At 38.8% G+C, this 19,583-nt stretch carries 1 protein-coding gene (only partly in view); it reads right to left on the bottom strand.

Going from position 1 to position 19,583, the window contains the following annotated elements; all coding sequences use genetic code 11:
* Window positions 1–19,583 carry the 3' portion of a hypothetical protein gene (locus CKF59_RS07830; protein ID WP_222985447.1) on the bottom strand. 10,318 nt of this gene lie beyond the right edge of the window, so the window shows 19,583 of its 29,901 coding nt (coding positions 10,319–29,901); the start codon falls outside the window, past its right edge; its stop codon occupies window positions 1–3.

Below are 19,583 nucleotides of genomic sequence, written 5' to 3' on the forward strand. Positions count from 1 at the left end.
TTACTTCTCAGAACTTTTCTTATTTCCTTTCTTTAAAAGAGTGTAGGTTTTTAAATAACCTGGAACTAAGATACAAGCTCTTTCGAATCTCTTGCGATCAATGCCAGAGATATCGTACTTACTAATTAATTCTCTAATCGCAAGATTATTGATATCTTCTTCACTTACTCCATAACGTTCAAGTACGTCGTCAATTGTGATATAACATGTTGAAATGCGGAATTCATTTCTCATTACCCCTATACCTTCACCTGCTGGTAATGGTAAGTCACTTTCAGCCACAAAACTTGTATCTTTACGGATTAAAAGATCGCTTGGCTCGGCTAATAACCAATCACTGTAATTAGTTGGTGGAATTTCAGCATCATTACGTTTTACGGCTTTATAGCGAGTAATTGGAGTGTTAACTACATGAATACGGCGTTTGTTCGAGAACAGCTCCGCATAGCCTGTATCATCTCCGGTAAATGATGAGTCTTTGAGATCAATCACATCCCCACGAATGTTCAGATCTGCAGCTCCACTTGAGTTAGTATTTCTCGTAATCACATCCCCATCGGTAGCTGTAAGGTTCACGGTAGCTTGAGTATTTTCTAGAGCCGTGATTGTAACATTATCTAGAGTTACATTGCTTCCAGTTATACTTACAACTCCACTTTCATTGGCGGTAGAAGAGATTGCTACATTACTTAACTCCACACTTGCGGTAGCATTAATAGTTACATTAGCTCCGCCAAGTGCACTTGCTCCACTTACATTAATGCTATTATTCGCACGTAAGTTAGTATCACCTTCACTACTGTAAACTGTAGTTCCAGAAATACTTAAGTTTTCACCAGTAATATTAGTCCCTTGAGCAGCACTAATATTTGCCTTGCTAATGGTCACTTCCGTACCACTTAGAGTAACTTGACCACCTACAGAAGCATTAGTTCCTGTAATTGTTAAGTTATTTGGTGTGGTTACTTCTAAATCACCTCTCGCAGTAAGGTTACCATCAGTTAAGCTTACTTGGTTACCACTTAGACTCACATTATTAGCTTCAATATCTAATTTATCGGTTACTAAGTTACCACGTGTATGGATGCCTACATCTTCTTCGGCTACGATGCTCATACCATTTTCTACAGTTAAGTTACCTGTAGTTATGTTGAAACTCTTAGTAACCATTTCGAGGTTATCACCTAGAGTGATATTCTCTGCTGTAATATTAATTACCCCTTGAGCTTGTAGGCTTCCACCTTTAATTCTTATATCACCTCTAGGAGCTGCAAGGTTAAGATCACTACCTGCAGAGAATTTAGAATTAGTTGCCGTCAGATTATTTGTCCCCGTTACACTTAGATGTCCGTGCGTAGTTCTTAAGCTTGAACCTGAGATCTGGGTATTCGTAGTATTTAAATCTCCAAGAGACATATCTTGCTCTGCACTTAATGCAGAATCTGCAATATTAATCGTCGTACTACGGAAACTAATGTTTGCACTTGCGGTTAAATTAGAGTTATTACTTACCTTAATGTTTGTTCCTTTAAGGGTAATATCTTCTCCCTCTACTGCGGTATTACTTAAACTTACGTCTCCTGCCGTTGCTTCTAGTAGAGCTTCTCCTGCGGTTGCTTTAACTTTACTATCTTCTAACTCTACACTTGGTGCGGTTACATATACTTGCGTACCTGTAACGCTTGAGTTTTGAGATACTTTTAATGTTTCAGTAGCCGTCAGAGTTGCTGCTCCTGAGCTTGCTTCCACTTCAGTTTCCACTAAGTTTAGATTTGGAGCAGTAATAGTTACCGTTTCTCCTCCTACCTTAACTTGGTTTAAGTCTACTTTAGTAGTTGCCATAAGAGTAGCATTACCTGTGTGCGTTGTAAGACTCGAATTTGTTGCCGTAATTGCGGTAGCAGCGGTTACCGTTACCCCAGTGTTAGCATTAACTTGAGCATCCTCTAAAGTAACCTCTCCTTTAGTTGCTTCAAGAGCAACATCCGCTTGGGTAGTTACGCTGGTGTTGGTAACTTTTAAGCTCTCACCTTTAATATGTACACTATTATCTTGCGCATCTATATTGGTATTAGCTATTGTCGTTACCCCCTCAGTAGTTTCTAGAGTTGCCGTACCCGTTTGGGTTCCCAGCTCACTAGTTGCCACTTCAAGACTACGACGAGACCTTAAAACAATCTCCTCTTGAGCTTGAGCTTTGAGTCCAGTAACGCTTGCACTATCTTGAGCAACAAGACTAATATTTGCTTTACTTGCGCTTAGACTTGCATTATTAACCGTCACTTGGTTTGCACTTAGAACCACATCATCTCCTACAAGGCTACTATGATTCGTAACCGCAAGGTTAGTTGTTGCACTTAGATTTACGCTACCTTGAGTTGCGGTTAAGTTCGCATGGTCTAGGGAAATATTCGCCGCACTTACCGCTAGTGCCGAAGTTGTTGCCGTTAAATTAGAGCCGGTGATTGTAACATTATTTTGTACTTTTACATTTACCGCTTGTCCTTTTACATTAGAAGCAGTTACTTCTAAGTTAGAGTCCTCTGCCGTAGTCGTAAAGTTCACAGCTCCATTTTCCGATGAAACTTCTGCATTAACTAAAGTAATATTATCTTTTGCCTTGAACTCTACATTTGCCTGTGCAGCTGTATAGTTACCACCAGTTACACTAATATTACCTTGGGTTGCACTTATCTCTATTCCTTCTCCTGCACTTACATCTGAATTACCTAAAGTTACATCTCCGGTGCGTGCAGTTACTTGAGCTTCCTTAGCGATAAGGGTTACATTAGTTAATGTTACCTCTTGTCCCGTAATGCTTGAGGTATTTGCAGTTGCATATACACTTACATTATCTAAAGTAGCTACGCCATTAGTTGCATTAATGGTAACAAATCCAGTTTTACCTGTGAGGTTAGAATGACCTTTAATGCTTACACTGTTTGCCGTAATGTTCACTGAACGTTCAGCTACAAGTACAGTTTGATTTGAAATCTGCACTTTACCTGCAGACGAACTTAAGTTCACATCTATACCGCCTTTCGCTACCACTCCAGAAACATTCACCCCATTAGTACCACTTACACTTACATTACCAGCTGTTGCTGTTAAATGAGCGTCAGTAATATTTGTACCTACTGTAGTCTTATCACCTATAGATACATCACCTTGAGTTGCAGAGAGGCTACCATTAGTAATGTCTATAATGTTACCACGCACTACCGTATGGTTAGCAGCACTTGCACTTAAGTTGTTGAAGTTAACAGCTTTTCCAGCTACCACTGAGATATTTTCGCTCGTTGCGGTTGCCGTACTATTGTTAACCTGAACATTTGTCGCTCTTAAGGAAATTCCTTTACCTGTGAGGTTACTTGTTGCGATCGTGAGGTTATAGGTTGCCGTTAAGTTTACATCACCTGCAGTTGAAGTAATATTAGTACTTACTGCGGTAATATTGTTTGCATTTACCGCAAGAGTTTGTTGTACTTCAAGGTTGCTGTTAGTTAAGGTTACATTTTCTGCAACTTTAACGTCTAAGCTACCTTGTTTTGCGGTGATATTAGTATTAGTTGCTTCGAAACTACCCTCTTGGACACTAATCACTACCTGACCACCAGTCTCACTTACGGTGATATTGGTACCGGTAGTCGTAATATTGCCTTTAGTTGCAGTAATGTTCACGAGAGACTTAGCACTAATATTTGTACCATTACCTAAGCTCACGCTTGAAGCATTTACTTGGGTAGTTGTACCATTAATGGTTGCATTATTAATTACGGCTTGACCTTTGGTTGCGTTAACAATTGCATTAGCTGTAGCGTTAACTTCACCATTAGTAATGCTTACATTTGCTCCAGTTACACTTGCGTTACCAGCAGTTGCTCCTACTTTGCTATCAACTAATGTCGCATTCGCAGTTGCTACCACACTTGCATTGCTACCTGTTAGCGTTACTTGCGTTAAGCTTACATTAGTTCCGCTTATGCTTGCGTTTTGGTTCGAGCTAACAATAGTGCTACTTAGAGTTGCATTACCCTTAGTTGCGATTACTTGAGCCTCTCCACCTTGAGCGGTGATATTTGCTCTTGTAACTTCAACCTCGTCTCCAGTTACGGTTGTAGCACCTGCTGTTGCAGTTACATTAGATTCAGTTATGCTTGCTTTACCACTAGTTGCATTCACCTCTACAGAAGTACCATTTACTGTCGTCTTGGTTAAGGTTACATTTGCACCCGTTACTTTAACATTAGCGGTTGCATTTACTCTAGCGTTATTTAAGTCAGCATTACCTGCACCTGCATTTACTATAGCCTTGCCTTTAGTTGCGGTAATACTTGCGTTGTTTAGGGTTACACCAACGCCGGTTACACTTGCATTGTTACCCGTAACGCTAGTATTTGCACTTAAGTCAACCTTACCAGCAGAAGCATTTACGCTTGCATCACCTGATCTAGCAGTGAGACTAGTGTTAGTCGCAGTTACTCCAGTCTTAGCCTTAACTGTAACCCCTGTGTTTGCATTTACTTTGGTATCTGCTAGGTTTACCGCACCAGAGGTTGCGTTAACTTTAGCCTCTGTACCTGCTTCCACCGTTACATTGGTTAAGCTTACGCTATTTCCTAGGATACTTGCGGTATTTGCTGTTGCGTTTACGGTTACATTATCTAGATTAGCCGCTCCTGCTGTAGCATTTACGGTTACATAACCAGTTTTACCAGTGAGGTTAGAATGCTTAATGGTTACACTGTTTGCGGTAATATTTACAGATCTGCCAGATTCTAAGATAGTTTTATTGAGAATCTTAACTTCACCCGCAGATGAACTTAAATTCACATCTATACCAGCCTTAGCTGTCATCCCAGAAACATTCACTCCATTTTTACCACTAAGACTTACATTACCTGCAGAAGCTACTAAGCTCGCTCCGGTCACATTAGTTGCTACTGTTGAAAGATTACCTAAAGAGATATCCCCTTTGCTTGCCTCTAAAGTACCATTGGTTATATCGATACTATTACCACGAACAATTGCGTGATTTGTAGCCGTTGCGGTGAGGTTATCTAAAGTAACTGCCTTAGTTGCACAAATGCTAATGTTCTCATTAGTTGCAGTTACTGTAGTGTTAGCTGCACTTACTTGCTTACCAGTGAGAACTACTGCTGTACCATTGACATTGCTTTGACTGAGGCTGAGTTTCACACTCGCAGTTAAGTTTACCTCTCCAGCACTTGAAGTAAGGTTAGTATTTACCGCCGTAATATTATTTGCCCCTACCTCAAGCGTATTTTGCGATACCTCTTTACTGTTAGTTAAGGTTACGTTATCTGCAACTTTTACCGCTACCCTGCCTTTGCTTGCAGAAATATTAGTATTAGTTGCTTCAAAGTTACCTTTTTGAGCTTGGATCTCAACTTTACCACCACTTTCAGTTACGGTGATATTTGTACCTGTTGCCTTAATATCACCTGTAGTTGCCGTAATGTTAGCTTCCATTTGAGCAGTTACATTAGTACCATTACCTAAAGTTACGCTGGTTGCATTAACTTTAACTACTGAACCATTGAGAGTTGCATTATTAATCGTTGCCACTCCAGAGTTTGCATTCACTAAAGCCGTACCTGAGGTTGCATTTACTTTACTATCAGAGATTTCAACATCTTTACCAGTTACCGTTGCATTAGTACCAGTTACTTGTGTTCCCTGCGTTAAGCTTGCTTTACCACCAGTTGCTTGCACGGTTGCGTTACCTTTGGTTGCCACAATGCTACTATTAGTTGCCGTAACCTCAGTTGCTCCAGTTACCGTTGCAGAAGTATTACCGCTTACGTTTGCATTAACTAAAGTTACTTCGCTCGTATTCGCAGTTACATTTGCGTTAGTTTGAGCCGTAACATTAGCATTGGTTAAGCTCACATTAGATCCACTTACAGAAGCATTTTGTTTCGCTGTTACTGTAGTGTTATCTAAGTTAGCTTTACCTTCTTTAGCGTTCACCACAGCGTCATTCGCAGTTGCGTTCACCGTAGAGTTAGCTAAGCTTACACCTTTACCTGTAACTTCAGCACTTGTACCCGTAACATTAGATTTAGTTAAATCTACTGTACCTGAAGCATTCACGCTTGCTTTACCTTGACTTGAAGTAATGCTTGCATTAGTTCCCGTCACTGCATTGCTTGCATTTACGCTTGCCACACCTGAAGTTGCATTAACTTTAACGTCAGTTAAGCTTACATTACCAGCTGTAGCATTAACTTTGGCATTAGTACCTGCATTTACACTTGTATTAGTTAGGCTTACGTTAGCACCACTTACGGTAGCATTTTGTTTCGCTGTTACATTAGTGTTAGTTCCCTTAACATCTTTACCTGCAACTACACTTGCATTACCGCTTGTTGCATTTACAGTTACGTTAGTTAAGGTCGCATTACCGGTTGTAGCATTCACAGTTGCATTGCTACCCGTAACACTAGCGTTAGTTAAGCTTACGTTTGCACCGCTTACGCTCGCATTTTGTTTCGCAACTACGTTTGTGTTATCTAAAGTAGCATCGCCTTCTTTAGCGTTGATCACAACATCTTTAGCGGTTGCGTTCACAGTAGAGTTAGCTAAGCTTACACCTTGACCAACCACTTCTATGCTTGAAGCAGTTACATTTGCTTTGTTCAGATCTACAGATCCAGTTGCATTTATACTTGCTTCACCAGCTGCTGCTGTTACAGTAACATTTGTTCCCTTAACATCCTTACCAGCAACTACACTTGCATTGCCCGTAGTCGCATTTACTTTAGCGTTAGTTAAGGTCACATTACCATTAGTTGCTTTAACTACAGCATCTTTACTTGCTTGTACGCTTGCATTAGTTAAGTCAACATTAGTACCTGTTACCGAGGCAACATTCGCACTTGCAGTTAAAGTAGCATTATTGATCGTTGCCTTACCTGCAGTTGCATTTACAGTTAACACTCCTTCTTGAGCGGTAAGAGCTGATTTTTCAAGGATATTAACTTCTTGAGCGGTAATGTTAATTGCACGACCTGAAGTTAAACTTGAGTTAGTTACATTAACTTTACCGTTAGGAGCACTTAGATTTACATCTAATTTCGCGGTAACGCTAGTTGCTGATACATTCACCCCATTATTACCACGTAAACTTACGTTACCTGCAGTAGCATTTAAGTTTGATGAAGTTACATTTGTACTTGTGGTATTAGCATCACCTAAAGAAACATCTCCTTTAGTTACATTCACCGTACTTTGTGCAAGACCAATTGATTTAGCACGGACAAAGCTGTGATTTGCAGCGTTCGCAGTTAAGTTTTCCATTACTACAGAAGTAACCGCTCTAATCGTAATATTCTCACTAGTCGCAGTTACGGTTGCATTGTTCACCTTAACTTGGTTACCGGCAAGAGTTACATCAGCACCTGTCACCTGACTATGATTAGTAAGGCTGAGGTTATGACTTGCATTTAAGTTCACATTACCTGTAGATGAAGTTAAGTTAGATGCTTCCACACTAATGTTCGCCGCACTTACCCCAAGAGTATTTACTGAAGAAATATTTGCACCGGTAAAGGTAACGTTATTCTTCACGTTTACATTTACATTTTGTGCAGAAACATTTGAAGCAGTTACTTGTAAGTTAGAATCTGCACTTGAAGCAGTAAAGTTCACACTTCCTTTTGAAGCATTTACTACTGATTTATCAATCGTAATATTGTGAGAGGCAATGAAATCTACATTCTTATCATCAGAAACATAGTTCCCACCTTTAGCGGTAATATTACCTTGAGTAGCATTTACCACCACTTCATTTTTCGCACTTACCCCAGAATTATCTAAGTTGATATTTCCAGTTTTCGCTGTAACATTCGCTTTATCACCAGCTTTTAATTGGGCATTAGGTAGAGATACATTACCTGTAGCTACTACAGTAATGTTGCCCTTAGCAGTTACTTGAGCTTTATCCTCTGCACCTGAACCGCCGTTCACTATATCTTGAGCAGCGGTGAGAGTAATGTTACCACTAGCATTCATTGGTGCTGCATTAAAGGTGAGATTACCTTTAGTTGCATTAACACTAATGTCTTTCTCAGCAGTTACGGTTGAATTAGCTAGAGTTACATTACCACCAGTTAAGGTTGCATTGCCTTTAGCTTGAACCACTGATTTGTTAGTAATACTTAAGTTAACTGTCGCATTTAGTTCTACATCTCCCGCAGTCGAAGTAAAGTTAGTGTTATTCGCACTTATATTATTCGCTGATACTTGGAGACTATCTTTTGAAAGTACTTTACTGTCAGTTAGGCTTACATTGTCTTGTACTTTTATTGCGACACTACCTTGAGCAGCTGAGATATTGGTATTAGTTGCATTTAAATTGCCTGCTTTAGCGTTGATTGCAACTTTACCACTTGCTTCGGTTACAGTGATATTTGTACCGGTAGCATTGATATCACCTGTAGTTGCGGTAATGTTCACTGCTGTTTTAGCAGTTACATTAGTACCATTACCTAAGGTTACTGCAGTACCGTTAATTGTGGTATTTGTAGCATTTACACTTGCATTGTTAATTTCTACTGCACCATTAGTTGCATTAACTATAGCAGTATTGGTTGCATTAACTTCACCATTAGTAATTGCCACACTTGCACCAGTTACTGTTGCGTTACCATCAGTCGCAGTAACATTGGTATCTACAAGAGTTGCTTTACCGCTTGTCGCATTAACGGTAGCATTAGTACCTTTAACCGTAGAGTTGGTTAAGCTTACGTTATTTCCTAAGATAGATGCTGTATTTGCCGTAGCATTTACAGTTACATTATCTAAAGTCGCAGCTCCACCTGTTGCGTTAACGGTTACATAACCAGTTTTACCACTTAAGTTAGAATGCTTAATAGTTACCGTATTTGCCGTAACATTTACAGTTCTATTTGCTTGGAGGTTAGTTCTGTTTGAAATCTTAACTTCACCATTGGCAGAACTTAAGTTCACATCTATACCAGCTTTTGCAGTTACTCCTGAAACATTTACCGCACTTGATCCACTTGCACTCACATTACCAGCCGTTGCCTTTAAGGTTGCTCCGGTAATATTTGTATGTGTGGTGCTTAAATTACCAACTGATACATCACCTTTAGTTACTTCTAAAGTACCATTAGTAATATCAATTGAACTACCACGAACAAAGGTATGGTTCGTTGCATTTGCACTGAGGTTGTAAAGATTTACTGACTTAGTTGCACAAATAGTGATGTTTTCTCTAGTTGCGGTAGCGGTACTATTGCTAATTGTAACATCTTTACCGGCTAATACCACTGCAGTACCATTAACCTGAGTTTTCTCTAAACCTAGGTTTGCAGTTGCCGTTAAGTTAACTTCTCCTTTTGCGGTTAAGTTCGAAGCAGTAGCACTAATATTATTTGCTTTTACTACTAAGCTATTTTCTGTAGCAGCCACATTAGCATTAGTAAAGCTTACGTTGTTTTGGACATTTACGTTCACTTTTTGTGCCGTTACATTAGTATTGCTAACTTGTAAGTTAGAATCTGCTGCCGTTGCACTAAAGTTCACTTCACCTTTCTTCGCTTCTACTACTGATTGATTAATCGTAATATTGGTCTTAGCGGTAAAGTCTACATTTTTACTTGTAGAAGAGTAGTTACCACCTGAAGCAGAGATACTACCTTGAGAAGCATTAATAGTAACATTGTTTTCTGCACTTACCCCTGAGTTATCAAGACTGATATTACCTGTGGTCGCAGTTACCGTAGCCTTATCACCAGCTTTTAATTGGGCATTTGGTAAAGACACATTACCTGTAGCGACAACAGAGATATTACCCTTAGCTGTTACTTGTGCTTGATTACCAGTTGTACCACCATTCACGATATCTTGTGTAGCAGCAAGACTAATATTGCCACTTGCATTCATTGGTGAAGCATTGAAAGTTAAGTTACCAGTTGTCGCATTAACGCTAATATCTTTACTTGCGTTAATTCCTGTATTAGTTAGAGTAACATTACCACCAGCAAGAGTAGCGTTACCTTGAGCCTCTACTTTCGAGTTCGAAGTTAGAGTGAGATTTACTTTTGCCTCTACATTTACATCACCTGCAGTAGAGTTGAGGCTAGTTGTACTTAAAGTTACATTATTTGCTTTAACAGCAAGAGCATCTTTAGAGAGTACTGAGCTGTTGTTTAAGGTGATATTATCTGACACTGAGATAGATACACTACCTTTAGCAGCGGTGATATTAGTGTTTTCAGTTTCTAAATTCCCGGCACTCGCATTGATTACTACTTTTGCGTTATCTTTGTTAACAGTAATGTTAGAACCAACTGCCTTGATATCACCTGAAGTTGCCGTAATGTTCACTTCAGTCTCTGCAGTGATATTAGTACCATTACCTAAAGTCACACTTGAAGCGTTAACTTTAGTTACCGTACCATTGATAGTTGCGTTATTAAAGGTCGCTGAGCCAGCAGTTGCATTAATAGTATTGTTACCTGCTGTAGCATTGATACTACTATCAGTCACCTCAATACTTGTACCCATAACAGTAGTATTTGTACCTTCAACTTTAGCTTTATCTGCAAGTGTAACTTTACCTTTAGTTGCAGTTACGTTGGCTACTCCATTAGTTGAACTAATAGTAGTATTGCTTGCATTGATGTCTTGAGTTGCCGTTACATTAACTCCAGTTTTACCAGTAACCTCAGAATTAGTTAAATTCACTGAGCTACCTGATACTTCAGCACTACCTGCAGTTGCATTTACAGTAGCATTATTTAACTCCGCTTTACCATTACGAGCATCTACTTTGGCATTTGCTGAAGTCGCAGTTACACTCGCATTGTTAAGAGTTACTGAATTACCTTCTACAACCGCACTTGTCCCAGAAACCTCTGAGTTTTCACTTAAGCTTACCGTACCTGAAGTCGAGTTAACCGTTGCAGCTCCTGCAGTAGAACTTACATTTGCTTTCTTAGCTGTAATAGACTCAGTTGCATTTACAGCCACTCCTGTTTGTCCTACCACACTTACATTTGTAAACGTAACATCTTTACCTGAAACTTGAGCTTTATTAGCTTTTGCGGTTACACAAGCATTAGTTAAGTTTGCTGTACCTGTAGTTGCATTAATCGTAGCTACTTTAGTTGAAGCATTCACGCTTACGTTGTTTAAGGTTACCCCAACCCCTTGTACAGTTACTTGCGTACCCGCAATGCTTGCATTATCAACATTTACCGTACTAGTTGTTGCACAAACGGTTGCTACGCCTGTAGAAGCATTGAGAACAGATTTTTCTTTAATATTCACGCTTTGAGCAGTGATATTAATTGATCTGCCTGAATTTAATTCTGTAGCATTAGTGATATTAACTGCACCTTGTGGAGCACTTAAGTTAATGTCGTAACCAGCTTTGATATTCGTACCAGAAACGTTTACCCCTTTATCACCACGTAAGCTTACATTACCCGCCGTAGCAGTTAAGTTTGAAGCGGTTACATTAGTACTTGTGGTATTAGTATCACCTAAAGAAATTTCTCCTTTAGTTGCATTTATGGTCGCATTAGTTACCTCAATAGCTTTTGCACGGACAAAAGTATAATTTGCGGATGTTGCGGTTAAGTTCTCAAGTACTGCAGTAGTATTAGCTTTGATCGTAATGTTCTCACCAGTAGCAGTGAGTGTTGCATTATTCACTGTTACTTGGTTACCAGCAAGAGCTAGATCATTACCTTTAATCTGACTATGGTTAGTGAGGCTGAGGTTATGAGTTGCATTTAATTTCACGCTACCTGCAGTTGAGGTTAAGTTAGACCCCTCAACACTAATATTTGCTGAGCTTACCGCAAGAGTACTCTCTGAAGTAACATTTGCATTCGCAAAAGTCACATTGTTATTAACTTTTACGTTTACGGTCTTAGCTGAAACATTAGAAGCACTTACTATAAGGTTAGAATCATCTGCACTTGTCGTGAAGTTAACATTACCACTTGAAGAATTTACTACCGAGTTAGTTACGGTAATATTAGCTGCTACCACAAAATCTACATTACTTGTATTAGAAGTATAGTTACCACCAACAGCTGTAATGTTTCCTTTAACAGCACTTACAACTACATCATTTTTCGCACTTACTCCTGAATTACTTAAGTTAACATCTCCACCTAATGCCGTAACATTAGCTTTGTTACCTGCATTTAGTTGAGCATTAGGTAAAGAAACATTACCTTGAGCAAATACCGTGATATTGCCACTTGCAGTTACTTGAGCACGAGATTTAGCATCTCCACCATTTACGATATCTTGAGTCGCAACTAAAGTAATGTTACCACTTGCATTCATTGGTGCTGCATTAAAGGTTAAGTTACCAGTAGTTGCATTAACACTAATATCTTTAGTTGCATTAACTGCTGAGTTAGTTAAGGTTACATTACCACCAGTTAAGATTGCATTGCCTGTAGCATTAACTACTGAACCATTAACTACGCTTAAGTTCACACTTGCATTTAAATCTACATCACCTGAAGTTGAAGTGAAGTTAGTATTATCTGCACTAATGTTATTCGCAGACACTTTGAGACTGTCTTTTGAAACAACTTTACTGTTAGTTAAGCTTACATTGTCTTTTACAGCAACACTTACGCTACCTTTAACCGCTGAGATATTAGTATTAGTTGCGTTTAAGTTTCCTGCTTTAGCGTTGATCTCAACTTTACCACTTGCTTCGGTTACAGTGATATTTGTTCCAGTAGCATTGATATCACCAGTAGTTGCAGTTATGTTCACTGCTGTTTTAGCAGTTACATTCGTACCATTACCTAAGGTTACTGCAGTACCGTTAATTGTGGTATTTGTAGCATTTACACTTGCATTGTTAACTTCAACCGCACCATTAGTTGCATTAACTAAAGCTGTATTTGAAGCATTAACTTTGCCATTAGTGATGGTTACATTTGCTCCGGTTACAGTTGCGTTACCAGCAGTTGCAGTTACATTAGTATCTGTTAAGTTAGCTTTACCTGTAGTTGAATCAACTGTAGCATTAGTACCTTTGACTGTTGTATTGGTTAAGCTTACATTAGCACCACGTACACTTGAGTTTTGGTTCGAGCTAACTGTAGTGTTGTTGAGAGTAGAATTGCCACTTGTAGCATTTACAGTTGCGTCACCATTAGTAGCAGTTACGTTAGTTCTAGTTGCAGTTACATTTTGACCTTTAACTGTAGCATTACCAGAAGTAGCTGTTACATTAGACTCGGTTAAGCTTACGTTACCATTTGTTGCTGTAACATTTGCATTATTACCTTTAACTGTTGCTTTAGTTAAGGTTGCATTACCTGCGGTAGCTTCTACTTGAGCATCACCACTTGTAGCGGTTACGTTTGTATTGGTTGCTTCTACATTTTTACCTTTAACTGTAGCAGTACCTGCAGTAGCTGTTACATTAGAGTCAGTTAAGCTTGCTTTGCCGTTAGTTGCTGTTACTGTAGCATTTGAACCTTTAACATTTGCTTTAGTTAAGCTTACATTATTACCACTTACACTTACATTTTGGTTAGAGCTTACATTTGCATTATTTAAGGTTGCGTTACCAGTTGCTACTACTTTTGCTTCACCTGTAGTAGCTGTTACGTTCGAGTCAGTTAGACTTGCATTACCATTACTTGCATTAACTGTAGCTGAAGTACCATTTACGGTAGCATTTACTAGAGTTACCTCTTTGCCTGTAACTTTTGCAGCAGCTATTGCATTTACTGTAGAGTTGTTTAACTCCGCTTTACCACTAGTTGCTGTTACTGTAGCGTTTGAACCTTTAACGGTACTATTAGTTAGACTTACGTTCGTACCTCTCACGCTTGCGTTTTGATCTGAGCTAACTGTAGTGTTATCTAGAGTTGCGTTACCTGAAGTAGCGTTAATTGTAGCTTCGCCACCTTTTGCTGTTACATTTGATCTAGTTGCTTCTACACTTTGACCTGTAACTGTTGCTGCTCCTGCAGTAGCTGTTACATTAGAGTCTGTGAGGCTTGCCTTACCACCAGTAGCATTAACTGTAGCTGATGTACCATTTACAGTAGCATTAACTAGAGTTAAATCTTTACCTGTAACTTTTGCCTCTGCTGTTCCATTAACCGTAGCATTATTTAAATCTGCTTTGCCTGTTCTTGCAACTACACTTGCATTACCATTTGTAGCAGTAATGGTTGCATTGTTGAGAGTAACCTCTTTACCTGTAACACTTGTATTTGCCCCTGAAACTCTAGTGTTTTCTCTTAAATTCACAGAGCCATTTGTAGCGTTTACAGTCGCATTACCAGACTTAGTCGTAATGCTAGTATTAGTAGCCGTAACACTATTATTTGCAATTACAGTTGCTCCTGAAGTTGCGTTAACCTTGCTATCTTTTAAGGTTGCATTGCCCGTAGTAGCATTTACTACTGCAGTTGTACCATTAATTGTAGAGTTAGTTAGAGATACATTTGCACCCTTAACTTCTGCATTTGCTGTTGCATTTAAGCTAGCGTTGTTTAAGGTAGCATTGCCTGCTCTAGCATCTACGCTTACATTACCTTTAGTAGAAGTTACAGTTGCATTATCTAGAGTTACTCCATTACCTACAACACTTACATTCTCACCTGAGACGCTAGTATTTGCACTGAGGTTTACAACTCCTGCGGAAGCGTTAACAGTTGCGTTTCCTGCTTTAGTAGTAATTGTAGTGTTCGTAGCAATTACACCTGAAGTTGCATTTACGGATACACCAGTAGCTGCATTTAGAGTTGAATTATCTAAAGTTACATTACCTTTAGTCGCATTAACAGTTACATTACCATTAGTACTTGTAAGTGTAGACTGATTAATGGTCACACATTGTGCAGTAATATTAACTGTTCTACCAGCATTTAAATTAGTTTTATTTTCTACTTTAACTTCACCAGCAGAAGAGCTTAAATTGATATCAAGACCTGCTTTCGCATTAACACCTGAAACATTTACTACTGTAGAACCACTTGCACTTACATTACCAGCCGTTGCATTTAAGGTTGCTCCAGTGATATTTGTATGTACAGTGCTTAAATTACCAATAGATATATCACCTTTAGTTGCTTCTAAAGTACCATTGGTAATATCAATTGAGTTACCACGAACAAAGGTATGGTTCGTAGCATTTGCACTGAGGTTGTAAAGATTTACTGACTTAGTTGCACAAATCGTGATGTTTTCTCTTGTTGATGTAACAGTACTATTGCCAACTTGAACATCATTACCTGCTAATACTACTGCCGTAGCATTAACCTGAGTTTTCTCTAAACTTAGGTTCTCAGTTGCAGTTAGGTTAACCTCACCTTTTGCGGTTAAGTTCGAAGAAGTAGCACTAATATTATTTGCTTTTACTACAAGACTATTATCTGTTGCAGCCACATTAGCATTAGTAAAGCTTACATTGTTTTTAACGTCTACTTTTACAGACTTAGCCGTTACATTGGTATTGCTAACTTTTAAGTTAGAATCATCAGCAGTTGTACTAAAGTTAACTTGACCGCTCTTCGCTTCTACTACCGATTGATTAATCGTAATGTTGTTTTTAGCGGTAAAGTCTACATTTTTACTTGTAGAAGAGTAGTTACCACCCGAAGCAGAGATACTACCTTTAGAAGCATTAACGATTACGTTGTTTTCTGCACTTACCCCAGAATTATCAAAACTAATATTACCGTTTATCGCAGTTACTGTAGCATTATCATTAGCTTTTAATTGTACATTTGGTAAAGAAACATTACCTGTAGCTACTACAGAGATATTACCCTTAGCGATTACTTGAGCTTGGTTACCATCTGTTCCACCATTTACAACATCTTTGCTAGCTACTAGACTAATGTTACCACCAGCATTCATAGGAACATTACTAAAGCTTAGGTTACCTACTGTAGCATTCACCTTAATGTCTTGAGTTGCATTAACTGTAGAACCTACTAAGGTTACATTACCCCCAACAAGATTTGCAGAACCCGTAGCATTTACTTTTGAACCATTAGTTACACTTAGGTTCACGGCTGCGGTGAGATTTACATCACCAGCAGTTGAAGTTAAGTTAGTATTATTTGCACTGATGTTATTTGCAGACACTTTGAGGTTTTCTTTTGCAAGTACTGTACTCTTATCTAAAGTAACATTATCTTTTACCGCAATATCTACGCTACCTTGAGCAGCTGAGATATTAGTATTAGTTGCACTAAAGTTACCTTCTTTAGCGTTGATCGATACTTTACCACTTGTTCCTGTTACCGTGATATTCGTGCCAGTAGCGTTGATATCACCAGTAGTTGCAGTAACGTTCACTTCAGTTTTTGCGGTTAGGTTTGTACCGTTACCTAAGGTTACGCTAGTAGCGTTAACTTTAGTAACTGAGCCGTTTACGCTCGCATTATTAATTTCTGCTGAGCCGTTTGTTGCGTTTACTAAAGCAACATTTGTTGCATTAACTTCACCGCCAGTGATAGATACATTTGCCCCTGTAACTGTAGCATTACCTGAAGTTGCATTTACGCTACTACCTTTAAGGGTAGTATTGCCAGAAGTTGCACTTACGGTTGCATTAGTACCTTTAACTATAGAGTTAGTTAAATCTACATAACCACCTTTAACACTTGCATTCTTATCTGAAGTTACATTTGTGTTAGTTAAAGTAACATTTCCGGTTGTAGCTTCTACAACTGCATCCCCACCTTTAGCACTTACATTAGACTGACTTACTTTCACATCTTTTTGAGCAACAAGATGGGCTTTACCATTGGTTGCACTTACATTGCTACCTGTAAGCGTTGCATTACCCGTAGTCGCATTTACAGTCGCATTAGAACCTTTAACTTGAGAGTTAGTTAAGTCTACATAACCACCTTTAACACTTGCGTTATTGCTCTCTGAAGTTACATTTGTGTTAGCTAAAGTAACATTTCCAGTTGTAGCTTCTACAACTGCATCTCCACCTTTAGCGCTTACATTAGACTGACTTACTATCACATCTTTTTGAGCAACAACATGGGCTTTACCACCTGTAGCACTTACGTTGCTACCTGTAAGAGTTGCATTGCCCGTAGTTGCATTCACAGTTGCGGTTTTACCTTTAACTTGAGAAGTGGTTAAGTTTACAAAGGTTGCAATTACACTTGCATTGTTACTGTCTGAAGTTACATTTGTGTTAGTTAAAGTCGCATTACCTAATTTAGCTTCTACCGTAGCGTCACCACCAGTAGCACTTACGTTGCTACCTGTTAGAGTTGCATTGCCAGTAGTTGCATTCACAGTTGCGGTTTTACCTTTAACTTGAGAAGTGGTTAAGTTTACAAAGGTTGCAATTACACTTGCATTGTTACTGTCTGAAGTTACATTTGCATTAGTTAAAGTCGCATTACCTGATTTAGCCTCTACCTTAGCATCACCACCTGTAGCACTTACGTTGCTACCTATTAGAGTTGCATTGCCAGTAGCTGCATTCACAGTTGCGGTTTTACCTTTAACTTGAGAAGTAGTTAGGTTTACAGAACCTGCAATTACACTTGCATTGTTGCTATCTGAAATTACATTTGCATTAGTTAAAGTCGCATTACCTGATTTAGCTTCTACCTTAGCATCACCACTAGTAGCACTTACGTTGCTACCTGTTAGAGTTGCATTACCAGTAGTTGCATTCACAGTTGCAGTTTTACCTTTAACTTGAGATCCAGTTAACTCTACAGACATAGCTGTTACATTTGCAACATTGTTGACTGAAGTTACGTTTGAGTTAGTTAATGTCGCTTTGCCTTTAGTTGCACTAACATTCGCTTCACCATTTTGTGAAGTAATATTTGTGTTACTTAAGGTTGCATTACCTGCTCTCGCTTCTACTTTAGCAGCACCAGTTTGTGCAGTTACATTTGATCCAGTTAAGTTAACATCTTTTGCTGCAGTTACTAATGCTTCTCCAGTATTTGCACTTACATTACTTGAAATTAAAGTCGCATTACCATTGGTTGCATTAACAGTTACATTACTCTTACCTGTAAGCGTTGACTGATTTACCGTTACACAGTGTGCGGTAATATTAACTGTTCTACCTGCATTTAAGTTAGTTTTGCTTTCTACCTTAACTTCACCGTTCGCAGAGCTTAGGTTAATATCAAGATGAGCCTGAACAGACACGCCCGATACATTCACCCCTTTAGAGCCACTTGCACTCACATTACCAGCTTTAGCGGTTAAGGTTGCACCTGTAATGTTAGTATGAACTGTGCTTGAACCACCAACCGATACATCACCTTTAGTTGCGGCTAAAGTACCATTAGTAATATCAATTGAACTACCACGGACAAATGTATGGTTCGCAGCATTTGCACTGAGGTTGTAAAGTTTTACAGCTTGAGTTGCACAAATAGTAATGTTTTCACTAGTTGAGGTAGCGGTACTATTGCCAACTTTAACATCTTTACCTGCTAATACCACTGCAGTACCATTAACCTGAGTTTTCTCTAAACCTAAGCTTGAAGTTGCAGTTAAGTTAACTTCACCCGCCGCTGTAAGATTAGAAGAAGTAGCATTAATATTATTTGCTTTAACTACAAGACTATTTGCCGTAGCTGCTACATTAGCATTGCTAAAGGTTACATTGTTTTGTACATCAACATTTACTTTAGTTGCTGTTACATTAGTGTTGCTAACTTTTAAGTTAGAACCTGCAGAAGTTGCACTAAAGTTTACTTGACCATTTTTCGTAGCTACTACTGATTGGTTGATAGTAATGTTACTTGCAGCAATAAAGTCTACATTCTTATTGGTAGAAGTATAGTTACCACCTGAAGCAGAAATATTACCCGTAGAAGCGTTTACTACTACTTTGTTTTCTGCACTCACTCCTGAATTAACAAGATTTACATCTCCAGATTTAGCCACTACCGCAGCATGATTACCTGCTTGCAACTGAACATTAGGTAATGAGACATTACCATTTGCGGTTACAGTGATATTTTCTTTTGCCTTAACAGTTGCTTGGTCACCACTAGTATCCCCATTAACAATATTTTTCTTCGCACTCAGACTAATGCTACCTTGCTTAGAATCCATTGGTGAACCACTAAAGGTTAGATTACCTGTAGTTGCATTTACGGTAATATCTTGCTCAGCCGTTACTGAAGACTTAGTTAAGGTTACATTTGCACCATAAAGGTTAGCATCTTGTTGTGCATTTACTGCAGAACTATCTTTTAATTCCAGATTATTAGTTGCCGTTAAATTAACATTTCCTGATGTCGATTTAAATGCGGTATTAGATGCGTTAATATTTTTCGCATTTACTTTAAGAGCATCTTGAGAGGTTACTTTACTATTCGTTAGGTTAACATTAGTACCTACTTTAATCTCCACACTACCTGTAGCAGCCGTGAGATTAGAGTTATTACCGATTAAGTTTCCTTTTTGAGCATCAACTACAACCTTACCTGAAGCTGAGGTTACAGTGAGGTTAGTACCACCAAGCTCAATATTACCGGTAGTTGCAGTTAAATTAACTTCAGTTTTTCCGGTTATCTTAGTAC

It is taken from the genome of Psittacicella gerlachiana (assembly GCF_003585965.1).
In the GTDB taxonomy this organism is placed as follows: Bacteria; Pseudomonadota; Gammaproteobacteria; order Enterobacterales; family Psittacicellaceae; genus Psittacicella; species Psittacicella gerlachiana.